Origin of the sequence: Sphingomonas citricola, assembly GCF_019429535.1 — a bacterium.
GTDB lineage: Bacteria > Pseudomonadota > Alphaproteobacteria > Sphingomonadales > Sphingomonadaceae > Sphingomonas > Sphingomonas citricola.
In genome coordinates this window covers 690,185-709,053 of the sequence record NZ_JAHXZM010000002.1, presented here as the reverse complement: position 1 = coordinate 709,053, position 18,869 = coordinate 690,185, and the positions used below count along the sequence as shown (strand labels likewise).

The 18,869-nt window shown below is 68.8% G+C and carries 19 protein-coding genes; 4 read left to right on the top strand and 15 right to left on the bottom strand.

Translation table 11 applies throughout. From position 1 onward, the window contains the following. Positions 1–33 precede the first annotated feature (33 nt). From KZ810_RS17220 to KZ810_RS07375, 3 genes are all read left to right on the top strand, one after another. Positions 34–192, top strand: coding sequence for a NepR family anti-sigma factor (locus tag KZ810_RS17220; RefSeq protein ID WP_019516143.1), 159 nt, complete (start codon positions 34–36; stop codon positions 190–192). Between the two features lie 7 nt (positions 193–199). After that, the gene (locus tag KZ810_RS07380; protein WP_219768316.1) at positions 200–1,786 is read left to right on the top strand and encodes a sensor histidine kinase; all 1,587 of its coding nucleotides are present in this window, start codon (positions 200–202) and stop codon (positions 1,784–1,786) included. Positions 1,787–2,073: 287 nt separating this feature from the next. Then, a complete protein-coding gene (locus KZ810_RS07375; protein WP_219768315.1) occupies positions 2,074–2,208 on the top strand; it encodes an entericidin A/B family lipoprotein in 135 nt (44 codons plus the stop codon). Between the two features lie 117 nt (positions 2,209–2,325). Here the strand turns inward: KZ810_RS07375 and tatC are convergent, their stop codons facing one another. From tatC to argS, 8 genes are all read right to left on the bottom strand, one after another. Next, on the bottom strand, positions 2,326–3,093 hold the full coding sequence (gene tatC, locus KZ810_RS07370; RefSeq protein WP_219768314.1) for a twin-arginine translocase subunit TatC: 768 nt from the start codon (positions 3,091–3,093) through the stop codon (positions 2,326–2,328). Beyond that, positions 3,090–3,572: a Sec-independent protein translocase protein TatB gene (gene tatB / locus KZ810_RS07365; RefSeq protein ID WP_219768313.1), complete on the bottom strand. Its 483-nt coding sequence runs from the start codon at positions 3,570–3,572 to the stop codon at positions 3,090–3,092. The genes tatC and tatB overlap by 4 nt, the downstream gene beginning before the upstream one ends. Positions 3,573–3,601: 29 nt before the next feature. Then, positions 3,602–3,841 carry a twin-arginine translocase TatA/TatE family subunit gene (locus tag KZ810_RS07360; protein ID WP_219768312.1) on the bottom strand — a complete coding sequence of 80 codons (240 nt, stop codon included), beginning with the start codon at positions 3,839–3,841 and terminating at the stop codon, positions 3,602–3,604. Positions 3,842–3,867: 26 nt separating this feature from the next. Next, complete coding sequence (gene scpB / locus KZ810_RS07355) at positions 3,868–4,464, bottom strand: SMC-Scp complex subunit ScpB (protein WP_219768311.1); 597 nt, start codon at positions 4,462–4,464, stop codon at positions 3,868–3,870. Then, on the bottom strand, positions 4,461–5,189 hold the full coding sequence (locus KZ810_RS07350) for a segregation and condensation protein A (RefSeq protein WP_219768310.1): 729 nt from the start codon (positions 5,187–5,189) through the stop codon (positions 4,461–4,463). The genes scpB and KZ810_RS07350 overlap by 4 nt, the downstream gene beginning before the upstream one ends. Positions 5,190–5,199: 10 nt before the next feature. Continuing rightward, a complete protein-coding gene (nagZ, locus tag KZ810_RS07345; RefSeq protein ID WP_219768309.1) occupies positions 5,200–6,201 on the bottom strand; it encodes a beta-N-acetylhexosaminidase in 1,002 nt (333 codons plus the stop codon). Between the two features lie 64 nt (positions 6,202–6,265). Beyond that, positions 6,266–6,994, bottom strand: a complete 729-nt coding sequence (locus KZ810_RS07340) for an SPOR domain-containing protein (RefSeq protein WP_219768308.1) — start codon at positions 6,992–6,994, stop codon at positions 6,266–6,268. Next, on the bottom strand, positions 6,994–8,721 hold the full coding sequence (argS, locus tag KZ810_RS07335) for an arginine--tRNA ligase (RefSeq protein ID WP_219768307.1): 1,728 nt from the start codon (positions 8,719–8,721) through the stop codon (positions 6,994–6,996). Before argS ends, KZ810_RS07340 begins: the two co-directional genes overlap by 1 nt. A gap of 258 nt (positions 8,722–8,979) precedes the next feature. Between argS and KZ810_RS07330 the strand changes: the two genes are divergently transcribed. Next, the gene (locus tag KZ810_RS07330) at positions 8,980–9,270 is read left to right on the top strand and encodes a hypothetical protein (RefSeq protein ID WP_219768306.1); all 291 of its coding nucleotides are present in this window, start codon (positions 8,980–8,982) and stop codon (positions 9,268–9,270) included. A gap of 79 nt (positions 9,271–9,349) precedes the next feature. Here the strand turns inward: KZ810_RS07330 and KZ810_RS07325 are convergent, their stop codons facing one another. The 7 genes from KZ810_RS07325 to murB form a co-directional block, all read right to left on the bottom strand. Then, positions 9,350–10,516, bottom strand: a complete 1,167-nt coding sequence (locus KZ810_RS07325) for a deoxyguanosinetriphosphate triphosphohydrolase (RefSeq protein WP_219768305.1) — start codon at positions 10,514–10,516, stop codon at positions 9,350–9,352. Between the two features lie 25 nt (positions 10,517–10,541). After that, entirely contained in the window at positions 10,542–12,845 is a 2,304-nt protein-coding gene (locus tag KZ810_RS07320; protein WP_219768304.1) for an SPOR domain-containing protein, read from the bottom strand. 148 nt (positions 12,846–12,993) lie between these two features. After that, complete coding sequence (gene ftsZ, locus KZ810_RS07315; protein ID WP_219768303.1) at positions 12,994–14,583, bottom strand: cell division protein FtsZ; 1,590 nt, start codon at positions 14,581–14,583, stop codon at positions 12,994–12,996. A gap of 116 nt (positions 14,584–14,699) precedes the next feature. Continuing rightward, positions 14,700–15,959, bottom strand: a complete 1,260-nt coding sequence (gene ftsA / locus KZ810_RS07310) for a cell division protein FtsA (RefSeq protein WP_219768302.1) — start codon at positions 15,957–15,959, stop codon at positions 14,700–14,702. Between the two features lie 25 nt (positions 15,960–15,984). Continuing rightward, a complete protein-coding gene (locus KZ810_RS07305; protein ID WP_219768301.1) occupies positions 15,985–16,914 on the bottom strand; it encodes a cell division protein FtsQ/DivIB in 930 nt (309 codons plus the stop codon). Beyond that, entirely contained in the window at positions 16,911–17,879 is a 969-nt protein-coding gene (locus tag KZ810_RS07300) for a D-alanine--D-alanine ligase (RefSeq protein ID WP_219768300.1), read from the bottom strand. The genes KZ810_RS07305 and KZ810_RS07300 overlap by 4 nt, the downstream gene beginning before the upstream one ends. Next, positions 17,876–18,778, bottom strand: a complete 903-nt coding sequence (gene murB / locus KZ810_RS07295; RefSeq protein WP_219768409.1) for a UDP-N-acetylmuramate dehydrogenase — start codon at positions 18,776–18,778, stop codon at positions 17,876–17,878. Before murB ends, KZ810_RS07300 begins: the two co-directional genes overlap by 4 nt. Between the last annotated feature and the right edge of the window lie 91 nt (positions 18,779–18,869).

Genomic DNA, 18,869 nt, shown 5'->3' with positions numbered 1-18,869 from the left:
CTCCCCAAGTCGGAGGCGATTGGGGGGCTTGCGTTGACGTCCGAGAAGAAGCTGCCGGATAAGCCGAAAAAGGGTACGGCGGCGCAATCGAAGAACCGTGACATGGGTTCGGCGCTACGCTCCGTGTATCAGAAAACCGTCGAAGAGGCGGTGCCCGACGATCTGATGTCCCTCCTCGGCAAGCTCGACTGATCGCGCAATGACTGACGTGTCTGCCGCGAGCGTCACACGCGACGCGCGGCATGATTACCTCGCGCGCTGGCCGACCGGCGCCAAACTGTTCCTGATCCTGAGCCTCGCGCTCCTCCCGCTCGCGCTGATCGCGGTGTTCGCGACGTTGCGCGTCACGCAGATCGCCGACACCGAACTACGCTCGCACCTGCGCGTCGCCGCCGCGGAAAGCAGCCGCTCGATCTCGATTGAGCTCGCGGGCGACATGACCGCACTTCGCGTCGCGGTCGACGCGCTGACGCTCGACCCGCGTGACGCACCTAGCTGCGCGCGGGTCCAAGGCGTGTTCGCGCAGCAGTCGGTCGCGGGTGCCGAATTCGCGATCCTCGACGATCGTGGTCGGCTGATCTGCGGGCGCGACTTTCCCGGCGCGAAACCCGACAGCGACGAGCCGCCGTCCGCCAATACGACCGCCGCTTTCATCGCCGAGCGCGGGCTGGTGCTGCGGATTAGCGGCGACGACCGAGGGCTGAGCGGCGCGGCGTTCTTCCCGCGCGCGTTCCTCAGCAAGATCGGTCGTCCGACCGGCTTCTCGTCCGAATATGGCGCGACGATCGTCGACAGCGACGATCGCCTCGAGCTCGTCCCGCTCAGACGCGAGCGGGCGCTGGAGCGGCGCGAGGCGATCCGCGAGGATCTCGGCATCGCCGATCTCGCGCTCGAGATGCAGGTGCGCAGCGCGCCGGTCGGCTCGCCGTTGATCCTCGCACTCGCGCTGCCGCTGTTGATGTGGGCGGCGGCGGCGGCGATCGCGTGGTTCGTGGTCGACCGTCTGCTGATCACCCCGCTGCGGTCGCTGCGCAGCAGTATCGCGGCCTACGAGCCCGGCGACGATCCCGACCCGGCGCTCTACCGGGCGTTGCCAGCGCAGGAATTACGCGATCTGGGCGATACCTTCCGCGCATTGAGCCGTACGGTTGCGATCCACGAGGCGGGGCTCGCCGAAGGGCTGGTGCGGCAGACCAAGCTGACGCGCGAGGTGCATCACCGCGTCAAGAACAACCTGCAGGTCATCTCCAGCCTGATCAACTTCCACGCCCGCGGTGCGAAATCGCCCGAGGCATCGCAGGCGTACAGCTCGATCCAGCGGCGCGTCGACGCGCTGGCGGTCGTGCACCGCTACCATTTCGCGGAGATGGAGGAAAATCGCGGCGTCAGCATGCGATCGGTCTGCGGCGAGCTCGCGTCGAACCTGCGTGCAACCGCGCCCGAGCACATGCACATCGGCATCGCGCTCGAGATCGACCCGCTGTACGTCACGCAGGACGTCGCGGTTCCCGTCGCCTTCCTCATCACCGAACTGGTCGAGCTAGCGATGACGTGCGACCCGTCGGCGCAATTCCGCATCACGCTGCGTGCTGGACCCGAACCCGATCGCGCGCTGCTGCGGATCTCGTCGCGTGCGCTGGTCGACAGCGACTGCCTGCGTGACGGCCTGAAAAACAGGTTCGGGCGCGTGATCGAGGGACTGACGCGGCAGTTGCGCTCGACCTTGCAGCACGATCCGTTGTCGGGCGCCTACGAGGTCAGAATCATCACGATCGGCAGCGACTGACCCCTCTCTCCAGGCTCCGGGGTGGCGCCGATCTGCGGTCATGCGAGTGCGAGAAAAATGCGTTCCACCCGCGGAACCCTGATCAAGAGGTGACGTTCTACATCGCGGACCGCGACTAACGCCCCCGCTCTCGCGGTCCGCGACATAGGCCCGGAAGCGTCAACCCCTCCCCCCCCCGGTGACGCTTTCGGGCCTTATTTCTTCCCCCCACGATCGACACGCATGCGGAACGAAGCCGCAGGGCGAACATTGAACCCGCAGGCATCTAGCCGAGCAGGAGATATTCAATGCGTAAGATCGTGGCAGCCGTGACCCTCGCCAGTGCACTCGTCCTCGGGGCGTGCAACACCATCGAGGGCGCGGGCAAGGATGTATCGTCGGCCGGCAACACGGTGGCGAAGACCGCGAACGACGCCAAGTAAAACTCTCGGCAGGCGAGAAAGAGAGCGGTCGACGGGGGTCGGTCGCTCTTTCCGTGTCCGCGTCCGGTGGTGACCTCACCTAGCGGGCGATTTTAGCCTGGGCCTATCAATTCTCGTTCAGGCGGCCGCTTCGGCCTCGGCCTCACGCGCGCGGCGTCGCTCGGTGAACCAGATCCCGACGATCGCGAGTTCGTAGAGGATGACGAGCGGGATCGCGAGGAGGAGCTGCGACCCGACATCGGGCGGGGTCAGCACCGCCGCGATCGCGAACGCGCCGACGATGGCGTAGCGCCGCGCGGCGATCAATTGCTTGCGCGTCACCACCCCCGCGCGCTCCAGCAGCATCAGCAGCACCGGCAGCAAGAACGCCGCGCCGAAGCCGAACAAAAACTGCATGATGAACGACAGATAGTTGCCGACCGCGGGCAGCGCCTGCTGCTGAACGCCGCCCACCATCCCGGTGTAGCCGAGGAGGAAATGCAGCGCCATCGGCACCGCCACGTAATAGGCCATCGCCGCGCCGGTCAGGAACAGAACGGGGGTCGCGAGCAGGAACGGCAGCAACGCGCGCTTTTCCTTGCGGTAGAGGCCGGGCGCGACGAATTGCCACAATTGATTGGCGATCACCGGGAACGACAGCATCATCGCCGAGAAGAACGCAACCTTCACCTGAACGAAGAACGCCTCGAAAATCTGCGTGTAGATCACCGTCTTCTGCCCGGCGTGGAGCAGCGGCTGGACGAGGAAGGCGAAGATGTCCTCGGCGAAATACCAGCAGACGAAGAACGCGATCGCGATCGCGGCGATGCAGTAGAGCAAGCGCCGCCGCAGCTCGAGCAGATGGTCGAGCAAGGGCGCGCGCGACTGGTCGAGTTCGTCGCTCACGATGATGCCCTGTCGATGATGGCGGAGCTCCGCGCAGGCTCGCCCTCGTTCTCGTCACCGGTGCTGGCCGGGCGATGCGCGTCCGTGGACGTCGCGTCCGGCTTGTCGGCCGCGACGCCGTGCGGATGCTCGATCATCTGCGGCTGCGCGACCATCACCGGCGGGGGATCATCGTGCGACGAGGACGGCGGTGGCAACGCCGTATCGACGGGACCCTGCCCGGTAGCGTGATCGATCGCGGGCGTCGCATGCTCGCGCATGATCCGCTCGTTTTCCTCCTTCCACTTCTTCTCCATCTCGGCGAGTTCGGCCTCGCGGACCATCTCGTCGAAACCGGAGCGGAACTGGCGACCGACGGCGCGCGCGCGCCCGACCCAATAGCCGACGACGCGCAGCGCCTTGGGCAGGTCCTTGGGGCCGATCACCACCAGCGCGATGAACGCGACCAGCAGAAATTCGGACGGAGCGATATCGAACATTCAGCGCGTCGCTGTTGGATCAGGAAGCGTCAGCGATCCTCGCGGACGCGGTCGGCGTCGCGCTCATAGGCGGGATGCGCCGACGACTGCGCCTCGATGCGCGGCTTGGGACGGCTGGGCGTATCGTCGTCCTCCTCGGCCATGCCCTTCTTGAAGCTTTTTACACCCTTGGCGACATCACCCATCATGGCGGAAAAACGCCCGCCACCGAGCAGCAGGATCGCGATCACCGCGAGCACGAGGATATGCGGAAGGCTGAAGCTGCCCATGACGTGATCTCCTATTCGATTCCCATCTAATCGTCCTCGTCGCGCTTTGCTACCACGACCTGCACCGCGGTGCCTTCCGCCTGTTCGGCGGCGAGATCGACGGGATCGAGTAGTCCGGCGGCGCGCAGGTCGGCGATACCGGGCAGGTCGCGTCGCGAGGCAAGCCCGAAATGGGCGAGGAATTCGGGCGTCGTCGCGAAGGTCAATGGTCGCCCCGGCACTTCGCGGCGCCCAGCCGGGCGCACCCACCCCGCCTCCATCAGGACATCGAGCGTGCCACGCGAGATCTGCACGCCGCGGATCGCCTCGATCTCGGCGCGACTGACGGGTTCGTGATAGGCGATGATCGCCAGCGTCTCGATCGCGGCGCGGCTGAGGCGTCGTTGATCCTCCCGGTCGCGCCGCAGCAGATGCGCGAGGTCGGGCGCTGTCTGAAAATGCCAGCGGCCGCCGCGCTCGACCGGCATGAACCCGCGGCCGGCATATTCGGCGACGAGGCGGGACAGCACGGCGTCGATATCGCACGGGCCGACGAACGAGCGGATCGCGTCCGCCGACAGCGGTTCGGTCGCGGCGAACAGGACCGCCTCGACCGCGCGGACGATGTCGTCGGGCGGGGTCACGCAGGCGCGCGCAGGTAGAGCGGTGCGAACGCCTCGCTCTGGCGCAACTCCACCCTGCCCTGCCGTGCGAGTTCGAGCGCGGCGAGGAACGAGGATGCGAGTGCCGACCGGCGGAATTGCCCGGACGCGGCCGCGGGCAGGAACCGCTCGATCGCGTGCCACTCGACCGCGGCCCCGACCATCGCCGCCACCATTGCCAGCGCGACGTCGAGCGTCATCACCTCTCGGTCCTGCACCACGTGCATGACCGGGCGGGTACGTGCGCTCACCTGCCCATATGCCGCGATCAGGTCGTAGAGGTTCGCGGTCCAGGCGTGGCGGCGCACGGTGCGCAACCCCTCGGGCGCGCCGCGACGAAACACGTCGCGCCCCAGACGGTCGCGCGCCATCAATCGTGCGCCCGCGTCGCGCATCGCGTCGAGCCGCTCGAGCCGGAGCTGGAGCCGCAGCGCGAGTTCCTCCGGATCGGGTTCGACCGCGGGATCGCGCGGCAGCAGCAGCGCGCTTTTGAGATACGCCAGCCACGCCGCCATCACGAGATAATCGGCGGCGAGTTCGAGCTTCGTCCGCCGCGCACGCTCGATATAGGCGAGATATTGCTCGACCAGCGCGAGGATCGAAATCTGCTTGAGATCAACCTTTTGCGCGCGCGCGAGCCCGAGCAGAACGTCGAGCGGGCCCTCCCATCCGTCGAGGTCGAGCAGCAGTTGCTCGGGCACGCCCACGCGCCGACGCTCAGGCGAGCGCCAGCAGTGCGTCGCGCTTTGCGATGAGCTCGGCAAAATCACCCGCGGGCGCGGCGACGCTTGCCATCGCCGCGTCGAGCCGTTCGCGCGCGCGCGGCGTGATGTCGGGCAGCGCGCCTGCGATCTGCTGCATCTCGTTCATGCGGGCCCAGCAGTCGAGCACCACGTCGCAGCCCGCGTCGATCGCCCCGCGCGCCTTTTCCGCCGGGGTGCCCGACAGCGCCTTCATGTCGATGTCGTCGGTCATCAGCAGGCCGTCGAACCCGATCGTGCCGCGAATCACCCGTTCGATGACGATCGGTGACAGCGTCGCGGGGCGATGCGCGTCCCATGCTTCGTAGACGATGTGGCTGGTCATCCCCATCGGCGCGCCCGCGAGCGCGCGGAATGGGGCGAGGTCGTCGTCCAGATCGTCGACCGAGGCGGTGACGGTCGGCAAATGGTGGTGCGAATCGGCGAGCGCGCGGCCGTGGCCCGGCATGTGCTTCATCACCCCGACCACGCCGCCCGCGCGCAGCCCCTCCAACGTCGCGCGCCCCATCGCGGCGACACGCATCGGCTCGTGCCCGTAGGCGCGGCACGCGATCGCCTCGGTCGTGTCGGCACGCGCGACGTCGAGCAGCGGCAGGCAGTTCACGGTGATGCCGACCTCGGACAGCATCAGCCCGAGCGCGTGCGCGTTGGCGCGCGCGGCCTCGATCCCCGACATCGGCGCGCGCTCGTATAATGCGTCGAAGGCCGGACCGGCGGGGAAGGCCGGCCATTCGGGCGGACCGAGCCGCGCGACACGTCCCCCCTCCTGGTCGACAAGAATCGCGACGTCGTCGCGTCCCTCGATCTCGCGCAGACTATCGGTCAGCGCGCGCAGTTGCGCTCGGTTCTCGGCGTTGCGCTTGAACAGGATGTAGCCGGCGGGACGCGCCTCGGCGAAGAAAGCGCGTTCGTCCGCGGTGAGAAGCGGCCCGGACAGGCCGAAGATGACGGGCTTCATGGCGCAGCGGTTACGCCAAACGGGCGGGTCGCGAAACCCGCCCTCACGTCGCCCGGCGGACCGATCAGCTGGTGACGAAGCAGCTCTCGCCCGCGACCTTCAACCGGCCGCAGATGTCGGCCGCGGCATTGGCGCTGCCCGCGTTGACGCGCAGGCGGTATACGGTGCGGCCGTTGACCTCGGCCTTTTGCACGTCCTTGCCAAGCGGCGCGACGTAGCTGAACCGCTTGGCAACCGCGCTCCACGCCGCATTCGCGGTGGCTTCGCTCGGGAACGCGCCCAGCTGCACGAGGCTGCCGCCCGACCCGGCACCGGGCACCGCGGCGACGGGTGCGCTCATCGGCCGCTGCGCGCGCAGCGGCGCGGTGGCGGCGGGGACCGCGACACTGGCGGAGGCAGCGCCGGCGTGGTTCTGGGCGGCGGGTACGGCACGGCGCGTGCCGCTGATCGGTGCCTCGGGCACCGCTTTCAGGTCGATCGAGCCGTTCGGATTGGCGCCCGCGCTGGTCGCGATCGCGGCGTCACCCTCGCCGTCGACCTTCAACCCGCCGGGATCTTCGGGCTTGATCTTGTAGTCGCCTTCCTGCGCCGCGATCAGTTCGCCCGACCCGTCGGCGCCACGCCCTGCCTGCAGACGGTAGAGGCCGAAGATGACGCCGCCGAGGATCAACATGGCGAGCAGGACCAGGAGCACGATGCGCCCGCCGCCCGAGCGATGCGGCTCGTCGGGTTCGACCGTTTCCAGCCACGGCAGCCGGTCCTCGTCGCGCTCGAACTGATCCGAGGTCGCCATCAATGCATCTCCGATACCGCCTCCACGCCCATGATGGAGAGGCCATTGCGAATAATCTGTCCGATGCCCGCCGCCAAGGACAGGCGTGCAGCGGTGACCGCGTGATCGTCGGCGATCAGGTAGCGGCGATCGGGGCGGTCGTTACCGACGTTCCACGCGGCGTGAAATTCCGCCGCCAAGTCGTACAGATAGAAGGCGATTCGGTGCGGCTCGCGCGCTGCCGCCGCAGTTTCGACGACGCGCGGGAATTGCGCCGCCAGCTTCACCAGCGACAGCTCCTCCGTATCAAGCCGGGACAAATCCGCCCCCTCCGCCGCGATCCCCGCCTCGGCCGCGCGGCGGTGGAGCGAGGCGACGCGCGCGTGCGCATATTGGACGTAGAAGACGGGATTGTCTTTCGATGCCTCGACCACCTTAGCGAAGTCGAAATCCATCTGCGCGTCGGCGCGGCGGGTGAGCATGGTGAAGCGCACCACGTCCTTGCCGACCTCGCGCACCACGTCGGCGAGCGTGACGAAATTGCCCGCGCGCTTGCTCATCTTGACCGGCTCGCCGGCGCGCAGCAGGCGGACCATCTGTACGAGCTTCACGTCGAAGCGGGTTCGCCCTTCCGTCAGCGCGGCGACCGCCGCCTGGATGCGTTTCACGGTACCGGCATGGTCGGCGCCCCAGATATCGATCAGCTGATCGGCCGACTGCGCCTTCTGGAAGTGATACGCCATGTCGGCGCCGAAATAGGTCCAGCTGCCGTTCGACTTCTTGATCGGGCGATCCTGATCGTCGCCGAAGCGGGTCGAGCGGAACAGCGGCAGCTCGACCGGCTCCCAGTCGTCGGGCGTCTCGCCCTTGGGCGCCTCGAGCACCCCGTCGTAGACGAGGTCGCGCGCGCGCAACCACGCCTCGGCCTCTTCGGGCTTGCCCGCCGCCTGTAGCGCCGCCTCGGATGCGAAGACGTCGTGGTGGATGCCGAGCAGCGCGAGATCGGCCTTGATGAGCGCCATCATCGCATCGACCGCGCGCGTGCGGAACGGGATCAGCCAATCGGCCTCGGGCGCCGACACGTACCGATCGCCGAACTCGGCGGCGAGCGCCTGGCCGACGGGGACGAGATAATCGCCGGGGTAGAGCCCCTCGGGGATCGCGCCGACATCCTCGCCCAGCGCCTCGCGGTAGCGGATGTGCGCGGAGCGCGCGAGCACGTCGACCTGGCTGCCTGCGTCGTTGATGACATATTCGCGGATCACGCGGTGCCCGGCGAAGGCAAGCAGGTTGGCAAGCGAATCGCCGACGACCGCGCCGCGGCAATGGCCCATGTGCATCGGGCCGGTCGGGTTGGCCGACACATACTCGACGTTGACGCTGACGCCCTCACCCACCCGCGACCGGCCGTAATCGGCACCGGCGGCGGCGACCGCGCGCAGTTCGTCACGCCACGTGTCGTCGGACAGCCGCAAATTGATGAAGCCTGGTCCAGCGACGTCGGCGGCAACGACGCTAGGGAGCGCGGCCAGCTGCGCCGCGATCTTCTCGGCCAACTGGCGCGGGTTTGTTCTCGCAGGCTTCGCCAGCACCATCGCCGCGTTGGTGGCGAGATCGCCGTGCGTCGCGTCGCGCGGCGGCTCCACCGTCACGTTGCGGCGATCAAGATCAGCCGGCAGGTCTCCGGCGGCGACGAGCGCGTCGAGCGCATCACCCACGTGGGCGGCGAAGCGGGCATACAATGTCATAGCGGCGCGGCCTTAGACGAAGGACGGCGCACACGCAAAAGCTCGCCCCGCCCCGGTCCGACCCGCCCCGATCTGACCCGGTCCGATCTGACCCGATCCGATCTGACCCGATCCGATCTGACCCGGTCCGGCAGTGCGGGTAACGATTGCATCCGCTGCAATCGATCGCGCACTCAAGTCATTTGCGAGTGCTGCACTGCACCAAATATATTGCGCTGCAAGGTCCGACTGGGGACCATCAACACGGGAGCCTTCTTTATGCACCAGATCAAGTTCATCGCCGCTGCCGCCGCCGCCGCGCTCATCTCGACCGTCGGCATCGCGGCCGAGCCGGCGCAGCAGACCTTCACGCACGAGGGGCGCACCTACGTCTACACCGAGACCGCGCGCGACAACGGCAAGACGCTGATCGAAGGTCACGAGGTTGGCAGCCGCGAGAAGTTCCGCCTGCTGGTCGACGGTGACCGCGTGCGTGGTACGACCAACGGCTATCCGGTGTCGTTCCGCGCCAAGGGCAACATCGTCGCGAGCGCCGCTGCCGCGAACTGATCTGCCCGCCCGGGCCAATCGAACCCCGGGCCAATCAAACGGCGTCCGCTCTCGCGAGCGGGCGCCGTTCTCGTTTGCGTCAGAAACCCTCGGGCAGGTCGATCGGGCCGACTACTTCGCGATAGCGCGAGACGGCGTAGCGGTCAGTCATGCCCGCGATGAAATCGGCGATATGGCGGCTGAGATACGGTTCGGCATCGGGAAGACGGATACGCCATTCCTCGGGCAGCAGCGACGGGTCGGCATGATAGGCGGCGAACAGTCCGTCGATGACGTGATCGGCGGCGGCCGCGGCAGCCAATTGGCGCGGATGGTGGTAGAGATTGGCGTACATGAAGGCCTTCAACCGCCGCTCATCGGCTGCCATGTCGGCGGAGAAGCCGACCAGCGCGCGACCAGCGGCGCGTACGTCATCGACGCTCGCGACCCCGGAGGCGTGGATCCGTTGCCGTGTTTCCGCGATCAGGTCGTTGACCATCGCGCCGATCTGGCTGCGGATCACCTCCCCGTGCAGGCGATCGTCGCCGAGGTCGGCGAAGTCACGCCGCGCGATTGCCCACCCGCGCGCGACGAGCGGTACCTCGCATAACTGATCGATCGACAGCAGCCCGGCGCGCAGACCATCGTCGATGTCGTGATTGTCGTACGCGATATCGTCGGCGAGCGCCGCGACCTGCGCCTCGAGCGAGGCATAGCTGGTCAGTTCGAGCCGGGCTTCGGCATCCGCCTCCGCGAGCGCCCAATTGGGTGCGAAGATCGGGCCGTTGTGCTTGGCAAGCCCCTCCAGCGTTTCCCACGTCAGGTTAAGACCGGCGTAGCGCGGATAAGGCCGCTCGAGCATCATCAACGTGCGCAGCGTATGCCCGTTGTGATCGAAGCCGCCCTTCCCCGCCAGCGCGCGCTCCAACGCCTCCTCGCCCGCGTGCCCGAAGGGGGGATGCCCGATGTCATGCGCGAGGCAAAGCGCCTCGGTCAGATCCTCGTTGAGCCCGAGCGCACGCGAGATCGTGCGGCCGATCTGCGCGACCTCGATACTGTGCGTCAGGCGAACGCGGAAATGGTCGCCATCGGGCGCCATGAACACCTGCGTCTTATGACGCAGCCGGCGAAAGCTGATCGAGTGGATGACCCGGTCGCGATCGCGCTGGAATGCATCGCGCGGGCCGCGCTCGGCCGCGCCCGGTTCGGCGTGGAGCCGCCCGCGGCTGGCGCGGGGCGACGACGCCCAGGGTGCGAGTGCGGTCACGCTGCGTGTGTCTCGACCCGACGGATCACTTCTCGCCCAGCTTGGTCATCTTTTGTCCGGCCTCGCTGGTGAAGGTGAAGGCGGAGACGCCATCCTTCGACAATTTGTTGACCATCGCCTGCGCCTCCGCCTGGGTCTTGAACGGACCGGTCACGACGCGATTGGTGGCACGCAGCGGTGTCGTATAGCCCCCTCGGCTGGCAAGCAGCGACGATTTCGCCCGCACGTTCTTCCACGCCTTGCGCAGGTCGCCCTCGGTGGCGCCGCCCGCGACCTGGACCCAATAACGCTCGGGCTCGGCGCGTGCCGCCTTCTTCTCGGCCGCGGCGGCTTTCGCGTCGGCGAGTTCCTTCGCATCGGCCTTTGCCTTCGCCGCCGCCTGTTTCGGTGTCAGCTTCGGCTCGTCCGATTTCGCCTTCCTACCCGCCACGCGTGTCGTCGCGCGCTTGGACGCCGGCGTGTCGGTGTCGGTCTCGGCGACCTCTTCCTTCGCTTTCCCCGCCCGGCGCGATGTCGGCGAGGCGCGTTCCTCGGCCGCGGCCGGGCGGCTCTTCGCCCCGCCGGTAATATCCGACTTGGTCGCGGCGAGCTTCGCTGATGCGTTCGCGTGCGCGCGCGGCTCGACCGTCGCAACTGCCGCCCGCTCACGGCGCCGCTCGACCGCGGCGGCGTTGCGTTCGGCTGCGACGGCGGCCTCGTCGATCGTCGCGGCGGAACCCGGTTGCGATGCGGCGCCGGGCATCGGTGCCACCCCCAGTTCGGACGCGGGGATCGAGATGTTGGCGACGATGCGAGCGAGGATCGTGTCCTCATTCTCCAGCCGCGGCGGCGTGGCGGGGCGGGCCGATGGCGGCGCGACCGGCTGCGCGCTGGCCGCGGCGACTTGCACCGCCGGCGACGATGCTGTGGGGAGGCCGGTGGTGGCGGGCGCTGCGCTGCCGCTCGCGGGTGACGGAGCCGGGTTGGACGCGGGCGTAACATGCGCAACACTCGCGACGTTTGCCGGCGCAGGCGACGGGGTCGCAACCACCTGGCTGCGAACCAAGTTATTCGCCAGCGCGGCCGAGCTGGCGCTGCCGAAGGATGTGGTGGAGCTCGGCACCGTCGTACGCGTCTCGGCCGCGGCGGCGAGATTGCTCGCGATCGACGGCGCGGTGGTCTGCGGCGTGTAGGTCGGGCGCGCGGAGATCGTTGCCGAGGCGAGCTGTGTCGGCGCGACGGCGGAGCCGACCGGTACCGGCGACAATGCCGCGCCCGGTTGCGGCGCTGGGGCCGGGCGTAGCGGTGCGGGAACCTGCGCGAGCTGCGTCGGCGCTGGCGCGGGCTGGGTCACCGGCTGGGGCAAGGCTGCCGACGTAATTGTCGCGACCTGCGCTGGTGGGGTCGATCGCGCCTGCCTCGTCGCCGCGGCGACCTGACGCGCGTCGCGACCGCGACGGCTGCCACGCGCCGATTGCGCGGGCGTCGCGACCGACTGGGCGGCCAGCTGAACGGGCGCGGGCCGCGGGGCATAGGGGTCGGGGCCGAGCGCGGGCAACGGCGGCACCAGCCGCGCGTCGGCGATCCGCTCGGGCGTCGGCGCCACTTCGCCGAAATGGACGGCGAAGGCGCGGTCCGCGGGCGACAGCGTCGGCAAGCGGGTAAAAAATGCCGCGAGGCCGCCCGCCATCCCGGCTGGCATCATCGTCGTCGCAATCTGGTTCGCACCCGCCGCGTCACCGTTCATCGCCAGCACGAAGGCGCGCGCGCGCCACGCCCCGCGGTCGCTCTTGCGCAGCAGCGCGTCAATCTGCTGCAGCGCCTCGTCCTTGCGCCCCGAGATACCGAGCGACAGCGCGTAGCGGCGACGCACCTCGTCCTCATTGTCCTGCCCCGACCGCGCGAGCGCGAGGCGATAATCACGTTGCGCGCGGTCCTGCTCGCCGATCAGGTCGTAAGCAAGGCCGCGATCGTCGGCGAACAGCGCCGGCGACAGTCCGGCACGCTCGGCCTGGTTAAAGTAGTGCAGCGCCTCGCCCGGATGCTCGCCGTTGACGAGGATGCGCGCGATCCCCGCCTGAACGCGTGCGTTATTGGGGTCGACTTGCGACGCGCGCTTGTAGAGCGACGCCGCCGCGGTCGTGTCGCCCAGCTTCGCCGACAGGTCGCCTGCGTCAACGAGCGCGCCGACGTCGCGCGGATTGCGCCCGATCTGGCGGACCAGATCGGCGAGCTTGTCGGCATCGGTCGTGCCCGGCAGCGGCTGCACCACCGCCTGTGCGGCGAGCGGAAGCGGGAGCGCGACGCCGGCGAGCAGCAGCGACGCGGAATAAAGCATCGGAAAACGCATGTCGTACAATGCTAAAGCCGTTGAAGCGTCGCCCGGCAATGACGCGGGTCAACCCGTGCGGCGAAACGAGCCGCGACGGCGACGAATATGCTGGGTCATGCAGCCGGAACGAGGCGGCCGCGCCGGTCGCGCGCGGCCGCCTCGTATTTTACTGGTTGTTCTGCCGGTGCAGGAAGCGCGGCAGATCGGTGCCGGGCGTGTCGGCCGATGCGTCACCCGTGCGCGGCGCACCGCGGGTGGCGTTCTGCATTCGCTCGAACAGCGTACCGCCGAGCTTCACGCGCGGCTGCGGCGGCGCTTCCTCGTTACCCTCGGGCGCGAGGAAGCGGCGGCGCGGTGCGTCACCGTGGTCGCCCACTGCCGGCGCGCCGGGCTGCGCGAGTGCTGCCTGCGGGGCGTTCGCCTCGGGGAGCATCGCGTCGGAGCCGAGCAGCAATTCGTCGTCGCTCGCATTGGTTGCGGCATCGACCTGCGCCTGCGGTACGACGCCCTGCGCCAGCGCGTCGCTCTGCGGAACGGGCTGTGACGGCTCGTAGCCCGCGTAACCGCGCGGTGCCGCATTCGGTGCGGCAGGCGCCGGGGCGGCCGGCTGATAGCTCGGCTGGGGTGCGGGCGCGTGGCTCTGCTGCGGCGCGACGGGGGCCGGCGCAGGAGCGGGCGTCGGCGCGGCGGCGGCAGGCTCCGCGCGGCGCGGCGCCGAGAAACTGAACGGACGTGCGGGCTCGCTCTGCACCGGCACCGCGGCACCGCTGCCGGGCTTGTCGGGCTGCCCCACGCTCTCGATCCCGGTGGCGACGACCGAGACGCGGATCTTGCCCTCGAGGTCGGGATTGAATGCCGAGCCCCAGATGATGTTGGCGTCGGGATCGACCAGTTCGCGGATGTGGTTCGCCGCCTCGTCGACCTCGAGCAGGCGCATGTCCTCGCCGCCGGTGATCGAGACGATGACGCCCTTCGCGCCCTGCATCGACACGCCGTCGAGCAGCGGGTTGGCGATCGCCTTCTGCGCCGCGATGATCGCGCGGTCGTCGCCGTCGGCTTCGCCCGTTCCCATCATCGCCTTACCCATCTCCTGCATCACCGAGCGGACGTCGGCGAAATCGAGGTTGATGAGGCCGGGCATGACCATCAGGTCGGTGATGCCGCGCACACCCTGTTGCAGCACCTCGTCGGCCATCTCGAACGCCTGCTTGAACGTCGTGTTGGCGTTCGCGACGAGGAACAGATTCTGGTTCGGGATGACGATCAGCGTGTCGACGAACTTCTGCAGTTCCTCGATGCCCGCCTCGGCCGATTTGCCGCGACGGTTGCCCTCGAAGCTGAACGGTTTGGTCACGACGCCGACGGTCAGGATGCCCATGTCGCGCGCCGCCTTGGCGATGACGGGGGCCGCGCCGGTCCCGGTGCCGCCGCCCATGCCCGCCGCGATGAAGCACATGTGGCTGCCCTCGAGCAGCCGCGACAGTTCGTCGATCGACTCTTCGGCCGCGGCGCGCCCGATCTCGGGCCGCGCGCCGGCGCCCAGGCCGCCGGTGATCTTCGTGCCGAGCTGGATCTTCTGCTCCGCCTCCGACGAGCGCAGCGCCTGCGCGTCGGTATTGGCGACGAGGAAGTTCACACCCTGCACGTCCGCGCGCATCATGTTCGCGATCGCATTGCCGCCCGCGCCCCCCACGCCGACGACGGTGATGCGCGGCGTCAGATCGTCGACGTCGGGCGCAATGAATTCGATGCTCATCGCCTGTTTACTCCGGTCACAAGCCCCCGCTTTTTTGATTGTGAACGGGGCGTTGGCTTATTTTTCACATGGATGGTCAACGCACCAGCGAAAACCCACCCGAATCGGCAAATGTTCTAATAATTCGCTTTCGCGGCCTGGATCAGCCGGCGCAATCCCCGCCAGCCCTTGCTGCGGTGGACCGTCTGCTGCTTGGGCGCGACGCCGCGCAGGTCGATCGGATCGGCGGCGGCGAAATAGGCGAGGCCAGCGAGCGTCGCGAACCCCGGCCCCGAATGCGCCTCGGGCAGGTTGGTGAGCCCGCGCGGTCGCCCCACGCGCACCGACCGGCCGAGCAGCTGCTGCGCATAGTCGGCGATGCCCTTCAATTCGGCACCGCCGCCGGTGATGACGACCTGCCGCCCGACCGGCCCCTCGAAGCGCAATTCCTTCAGCGCGGCCTGCACCTCGCCGATCAGCGCCTCGAGCCGCTGGCGGATCACCGCGATTAGCGCCGCCTTGGTGATCTGGAGCGAATCATTGTCCTCGACCTCGCTGCGCTCGCGGATCGTCACCATTTCGTGATTGTCGCGCGGAGACGCATTGGCGGAGCCGTGGAAGCATTTGATCCGCTCGGCCTGCAACCGGGTCGTGCCGAAGGCGGAGGCGATGTCGTCGGTGATGTCCGCGCCGCCGATCGGGATCGACTTCAACCCCACCAGCATCTCGCCCGCGAACAGCGACACGTTGGTGATCCCCGCGCCGATCTCGACCAGCGCGACGCCCAGATCGCGCTCCTCCTGCGTCAGACAGGCAAGGCCCGTCGCCACCGGCGCGGCGATGATCGACTTGACCTCCAGATGCGCCGAGCGGACGCACAGGTCGAGATTGCGCACCGGCGAGCCGTCGGCGGCGATGACGTGGATGTGGACCCCAAGCCGATCGGCGTGGAGCCCGAGCGGCTTCTTGACGCCGTTCAGTCCGTCGAGCGTGTAGAGCGCGGGCTGCGCGTGGAGCACCATGCGGCCCTGCGGATCGATCGCCTGGCGGCCCTCCTGCAACAAGGCGTCGATATCGGCCTGCTCGATCCGCGTGCCGCCGAGTTCGGCCTCGATGAACGCTTCGTCGCTGACGAGGCCGCCGGCCGAGAAGCCCGCCCAAACATTCTCGATCGCGACGCCCGCGATCCGTTCCGCCTGCTCGACCGCTTCGCGCACCGCGACCTCGGTCGCCTGCATGTCGGCGATATAGCCGCGCTTGACCCCGCGGCTCTCGCGTTGCCCGGTACCGAGCACGACGAGCTCGCCGCCGTCGCCCTTCTGCGCGATCATCGCGGACACCTTCGACGACCCGATGTCGAGCGCGGTGATCAATCCTTCCGGTGCCGGTTTCGCCATCTGCCCTGCCCCCTCATGCCCCCGCTTATACGTCGCCGGCGCCGAGCGGTCGCGCCGCGCGTGCTTCCGACGTTTCGGGCGTATCGCTCGGCGCGCTCCCCTGCGCCTCCTGCCCAGGCTTGCGCGCGACGAGCTTTGCCGGATCGCGCATGTCGAAGCGCAGCCAGCCCTTGCCGAGCAGCGGGCTCGCGCGCTCCATCGACGCGAACTTGACCAGCGCCTCGCGCGCGCCGTCCTGCGGCAGTGCCAGCGTCTCGCCGGTATCGAAGGTCAGGTCCCAGCGGCGATTGCCGACCCAGGCGGCCGCCTTGATCCGACGGCGCAGGCCCGGCGTCGCCGCGAGCAGCTCCTGATAGGCGGGCTCCTGCCGATCGGCGCCAGGGCCGATCACCAGCGGCAGATTGGGCATGTTGGCGCGATCGACCGGCGCGAGCAGGCGACCGCCCGCGTCGATGAGCGTCAGTTGCCCGTTGTCCTGCCACACCGCCGCGGGCTCGCGCTCGGTAACGTGGATCAGCAACCGGTCGGGCAGGCGACGCGAGACGTACACGTCCTCGATCCAGCCGTAGGCGAGCAGCCGCTGGCGCACCGCCTCCAGATCGAGCCGCAGCATCGCGCGCGAGGGTTGTTCGAGCGCGACCGCGTAGACCGTCTCGCGGTCCATCCGCTTCAGCCCCGTGATGTCGACCTGCTCTACGCGGAGCCCCGCCTGCGCCGCGGTCTCGGCGATGCCGATGCCGATCGCGGACGGAATGCCGATCCATGTCGCGACCGCAATCGCCGCCGCCCCGCCTGCGCCGAGCAGCGACCAGGTCACGGCGCGGCGCACGAACGCCTCGCTGATTGGCAATTTCGCCATCACGCGCTGCCCGAACGTCTTCTTCGGCGCTGGCTTGCGACGATTGACGGTGCGGCGCGGCGCGCTGGCGGGTTCGCGTCGGATCGTGCGGCTCATGGTGCGCGCTTGCCTTGCCGCCCGGCAGCATCGCGCAGTGCTTCGTCGACGATCGCCTGAACAAGCTCGGGGTAGCTCATGCCGGTGTGACGCGCCTGTTCGGGAACGAGGCTCAAGGGCGTCATCCCGGGCTGGGTATTGACCTCGAGCAGGAACAGTCCCTCGACGCCGCGCTCGTCGTCCCAGCGGAAATCGGAACGGCTCGCGCCGCGGCAGCCGAGCAGTCGGTGCGCGTCGACCGCCAGCGCCATGCACGCCTGCGTGATTTCATCGGGGATCGGGGCGGGAAACAGATGCTCGGTCATCCCGTCGGTGTATTTGGCGTCGTAATCGTACCAGCCCGACTTCGGCCGCAGCTCGGTGACACCGAGCGCGCGCGGGCCGTCGGCGCCGCCAAGCACCGCGGTCGTCAATTCTCGCCCGCGCACGTAAGGCTCGGCGAGCAGTTCCTCGAATTCGGCCCACGGTCCCTTCGCGTCGCGCGCGATCGGGTTGCCGTAATTGCCCTGATCGGTGACGATCGCGACGCCGACCGACGAGCCTTCGTTGACGGGTTTGAGCACGTAGGGCCGCGCGAGGGGGTCGGCCTCGAACACGTCGGCCGACTTGACGATCCGCCCACCCGGCATCGGTATACCGTGCGGCACCAGCGCCTGCTTGGTCAGTACCTTGTCGATCGCGATGACCGAGGTCGCCATCCCGCTATGCGTGTAGGCGAGGCCCATCAGGTCCATCAGCCCCTGGACGCTGCCGTCCTCACCGGGGGTGCCGTGAAGCGCGTTGAAGACGAGATCGGCGTTCGCCTCCGCCAGCCGCGCCGCGACGTCGCGCGTCATGTCGATCCGCGTCACGCGGTGGCCGAGCGATTCGAGCGCCTCCGCGACGCCCGCCCCCGACGACAGCGACACCTCACGCTCCGCCGACCAGCCGCCCATCAGCACCGCGATGTGCAACGCCCCGTTCATGCCGCCCCACTCACGCCAACGCCCACTCGCTGTATCTCCCATTCGAGCGTCACCCCGCTCGTCGCTTTCACAGCGGCGCGGACCTCCTCGCCCAGCGCCTCGATATCAGCGCTGGTCGCCTGCCCGACGTTCAGAAGGAAGTTGGTGTGCTTGTCGCTGACCTGTGCGTCGCCCAGGCGTTTGCCGCGACAGCCGGCTTGGTCGACCAATGCCCACGCCTTGTGCCCGTCGGGGTTCTTGAAGGTCGAGCCGCCGGTCTTCGAGCGCAGCGGCTGCGACGCCTCGCGCGCGGCGGCGATACGGTCCATCTCCGCCTGGATCGCAGCTGGCTCGCCGGGTTGGCCACGGAAGGTCGCCGCGATCACCACCGCGCCGTCGGGCAATTCGGAATGACGATAGGTGTAACCGAGATCGTCCATCGACAGCGTCCGCCGCTCCCCCGAGCGCAGTACCACGTCGGCCTCGACCAGCACGTCCTTCACCTCGCGGCCGTAGGCGCCACCGTTCATCCGCACGAAGCCGCCGACGGTCCCGGGGATGGAGCGCAGGAATTCGACGCCCGCGATCCCGGCGTCGCGCGCGGTCGAGGATACGAGAATGCCGCTCGCGCCGCCGCCGCAGCGAAGCGTCGTCGCATCGAGCGCCTCGACGCGCGCGAACGGCTTGCCGAGCCGGATGACCACGCCCGGCACCCCGCCGTCGCGCACGATCAGATTGCTGCCCAGACCCAGTGCCATCACCGGCACCGCGGGGTCGAGGTCGCGCAGGAAAGCGGACAAATCGTCGGCGTCGGCGGGCTCGAACAGCCATTCTGCCGCCCCGCCCGCCTTGAACCAGACCAGCGGCGCGAGCGGCGCTTGGGGCGTCAGGCGACCGCGGACGTTGCTATTCTCCCCAATATAGGGAGGGGGACCGCCAGCCGCAGGCTGGTGGTGGAGGGGAATTCCCGCGGGCGATGCCGGCAGAGGCGTTCCCCCTCCACCAGCTTCG

Bases quoted from the DNA above. Each gene is read 5' to 3' on its own strand.
- KZ810_RS07380 (WP_219768316.1), top strand. From the start codon at position 200: ATGACTGACGTGTCTGCCGCGAGCGTCACACGCGACGCGCGGCATGAT.
- KZ810_RS07375 (WP_219768315.1), top strand. From the start codon at position 2,074: ATGCGTAAGATCGTGGCAGCCGTGACCCTCGCCAGTGCACTCGTCCTC.
- tatB (WP_219768313.1), bottom strand. From the start codon at position 3,572: ATGTTCGATATCGCTCCGTCCGAATTTCTGCTGGTCGCGTTCATCGCG.
- KZ810_RS07360 (WP_219768312.1), bottom strand. From the start codon at position 3,841: ATGGGCAGCTTCAGCCTTCCGCATATCCTCGTGCTCGCGGTGATCGCG.
- nagZ (WP_219768309.1), bottom strand. From the start codon at position 6,201: ATGAAGCCCGTCATCTTCGGCCTGTCCGGGCCGCTTCTCACCGCGGAC.
- KZ810_RS07340 (WP_219768308.1), bottom strand. From the start codon at position 6,994: ATGGCGACCTCGGATCAGTTCGAGCGCGACGAGGACCGGCTGCCGTGG.
- argS (WP_219768307.1), bottom strand. From the start codon at position 8,721: ATGACATTGTATGCCCGCTTCGCCGCCCACGTGGGTGATGCGCTCGAC.
- KZ810_RS07330 (WP_219768306.1), top strand. From the start codon at position 8,980: ATGCACCAGATCAAGTTCATCGCCGCTGCCGCCGCCGCCGCGCTCATC.
- KZ810_RS07320 (WP_219768304.1), bottom strand. From the start codon at position 12,845: ATGCGTTTTCCGATGCTTTATTCCGCGTCGCTGCTGCTCGCCGGCGTC.
- ftsZ (WP_219768303.1), bottom strand. From the start codon at position 14,583: ATGAGCATCGAATTCATTGCGCCCGACGTCGACGATCTGACGCCGCGC.
- ftsA (WP_219768302.1), bottom strand. From the start codon at position 15,959: ATGGCGAAACCGGCACCGGAAGGATTGATCACCGCGCTCGACATCGGG.
- KZ810_RS07305 (WP_219768301.1), bottom strand. From the start codon at position 16,914: ATGAGCCGCACGATCCGACGCGAACCCGCCAGCGCGCCGCGCCGCACC.
- KZ810_RS07300 (WP_219768300.1), bottom strand. From the start codon at position 17,879: ATGAACGGGGCGTTGCACATCGCGGTGCTGATGGGCGGCTGGTCGGCG.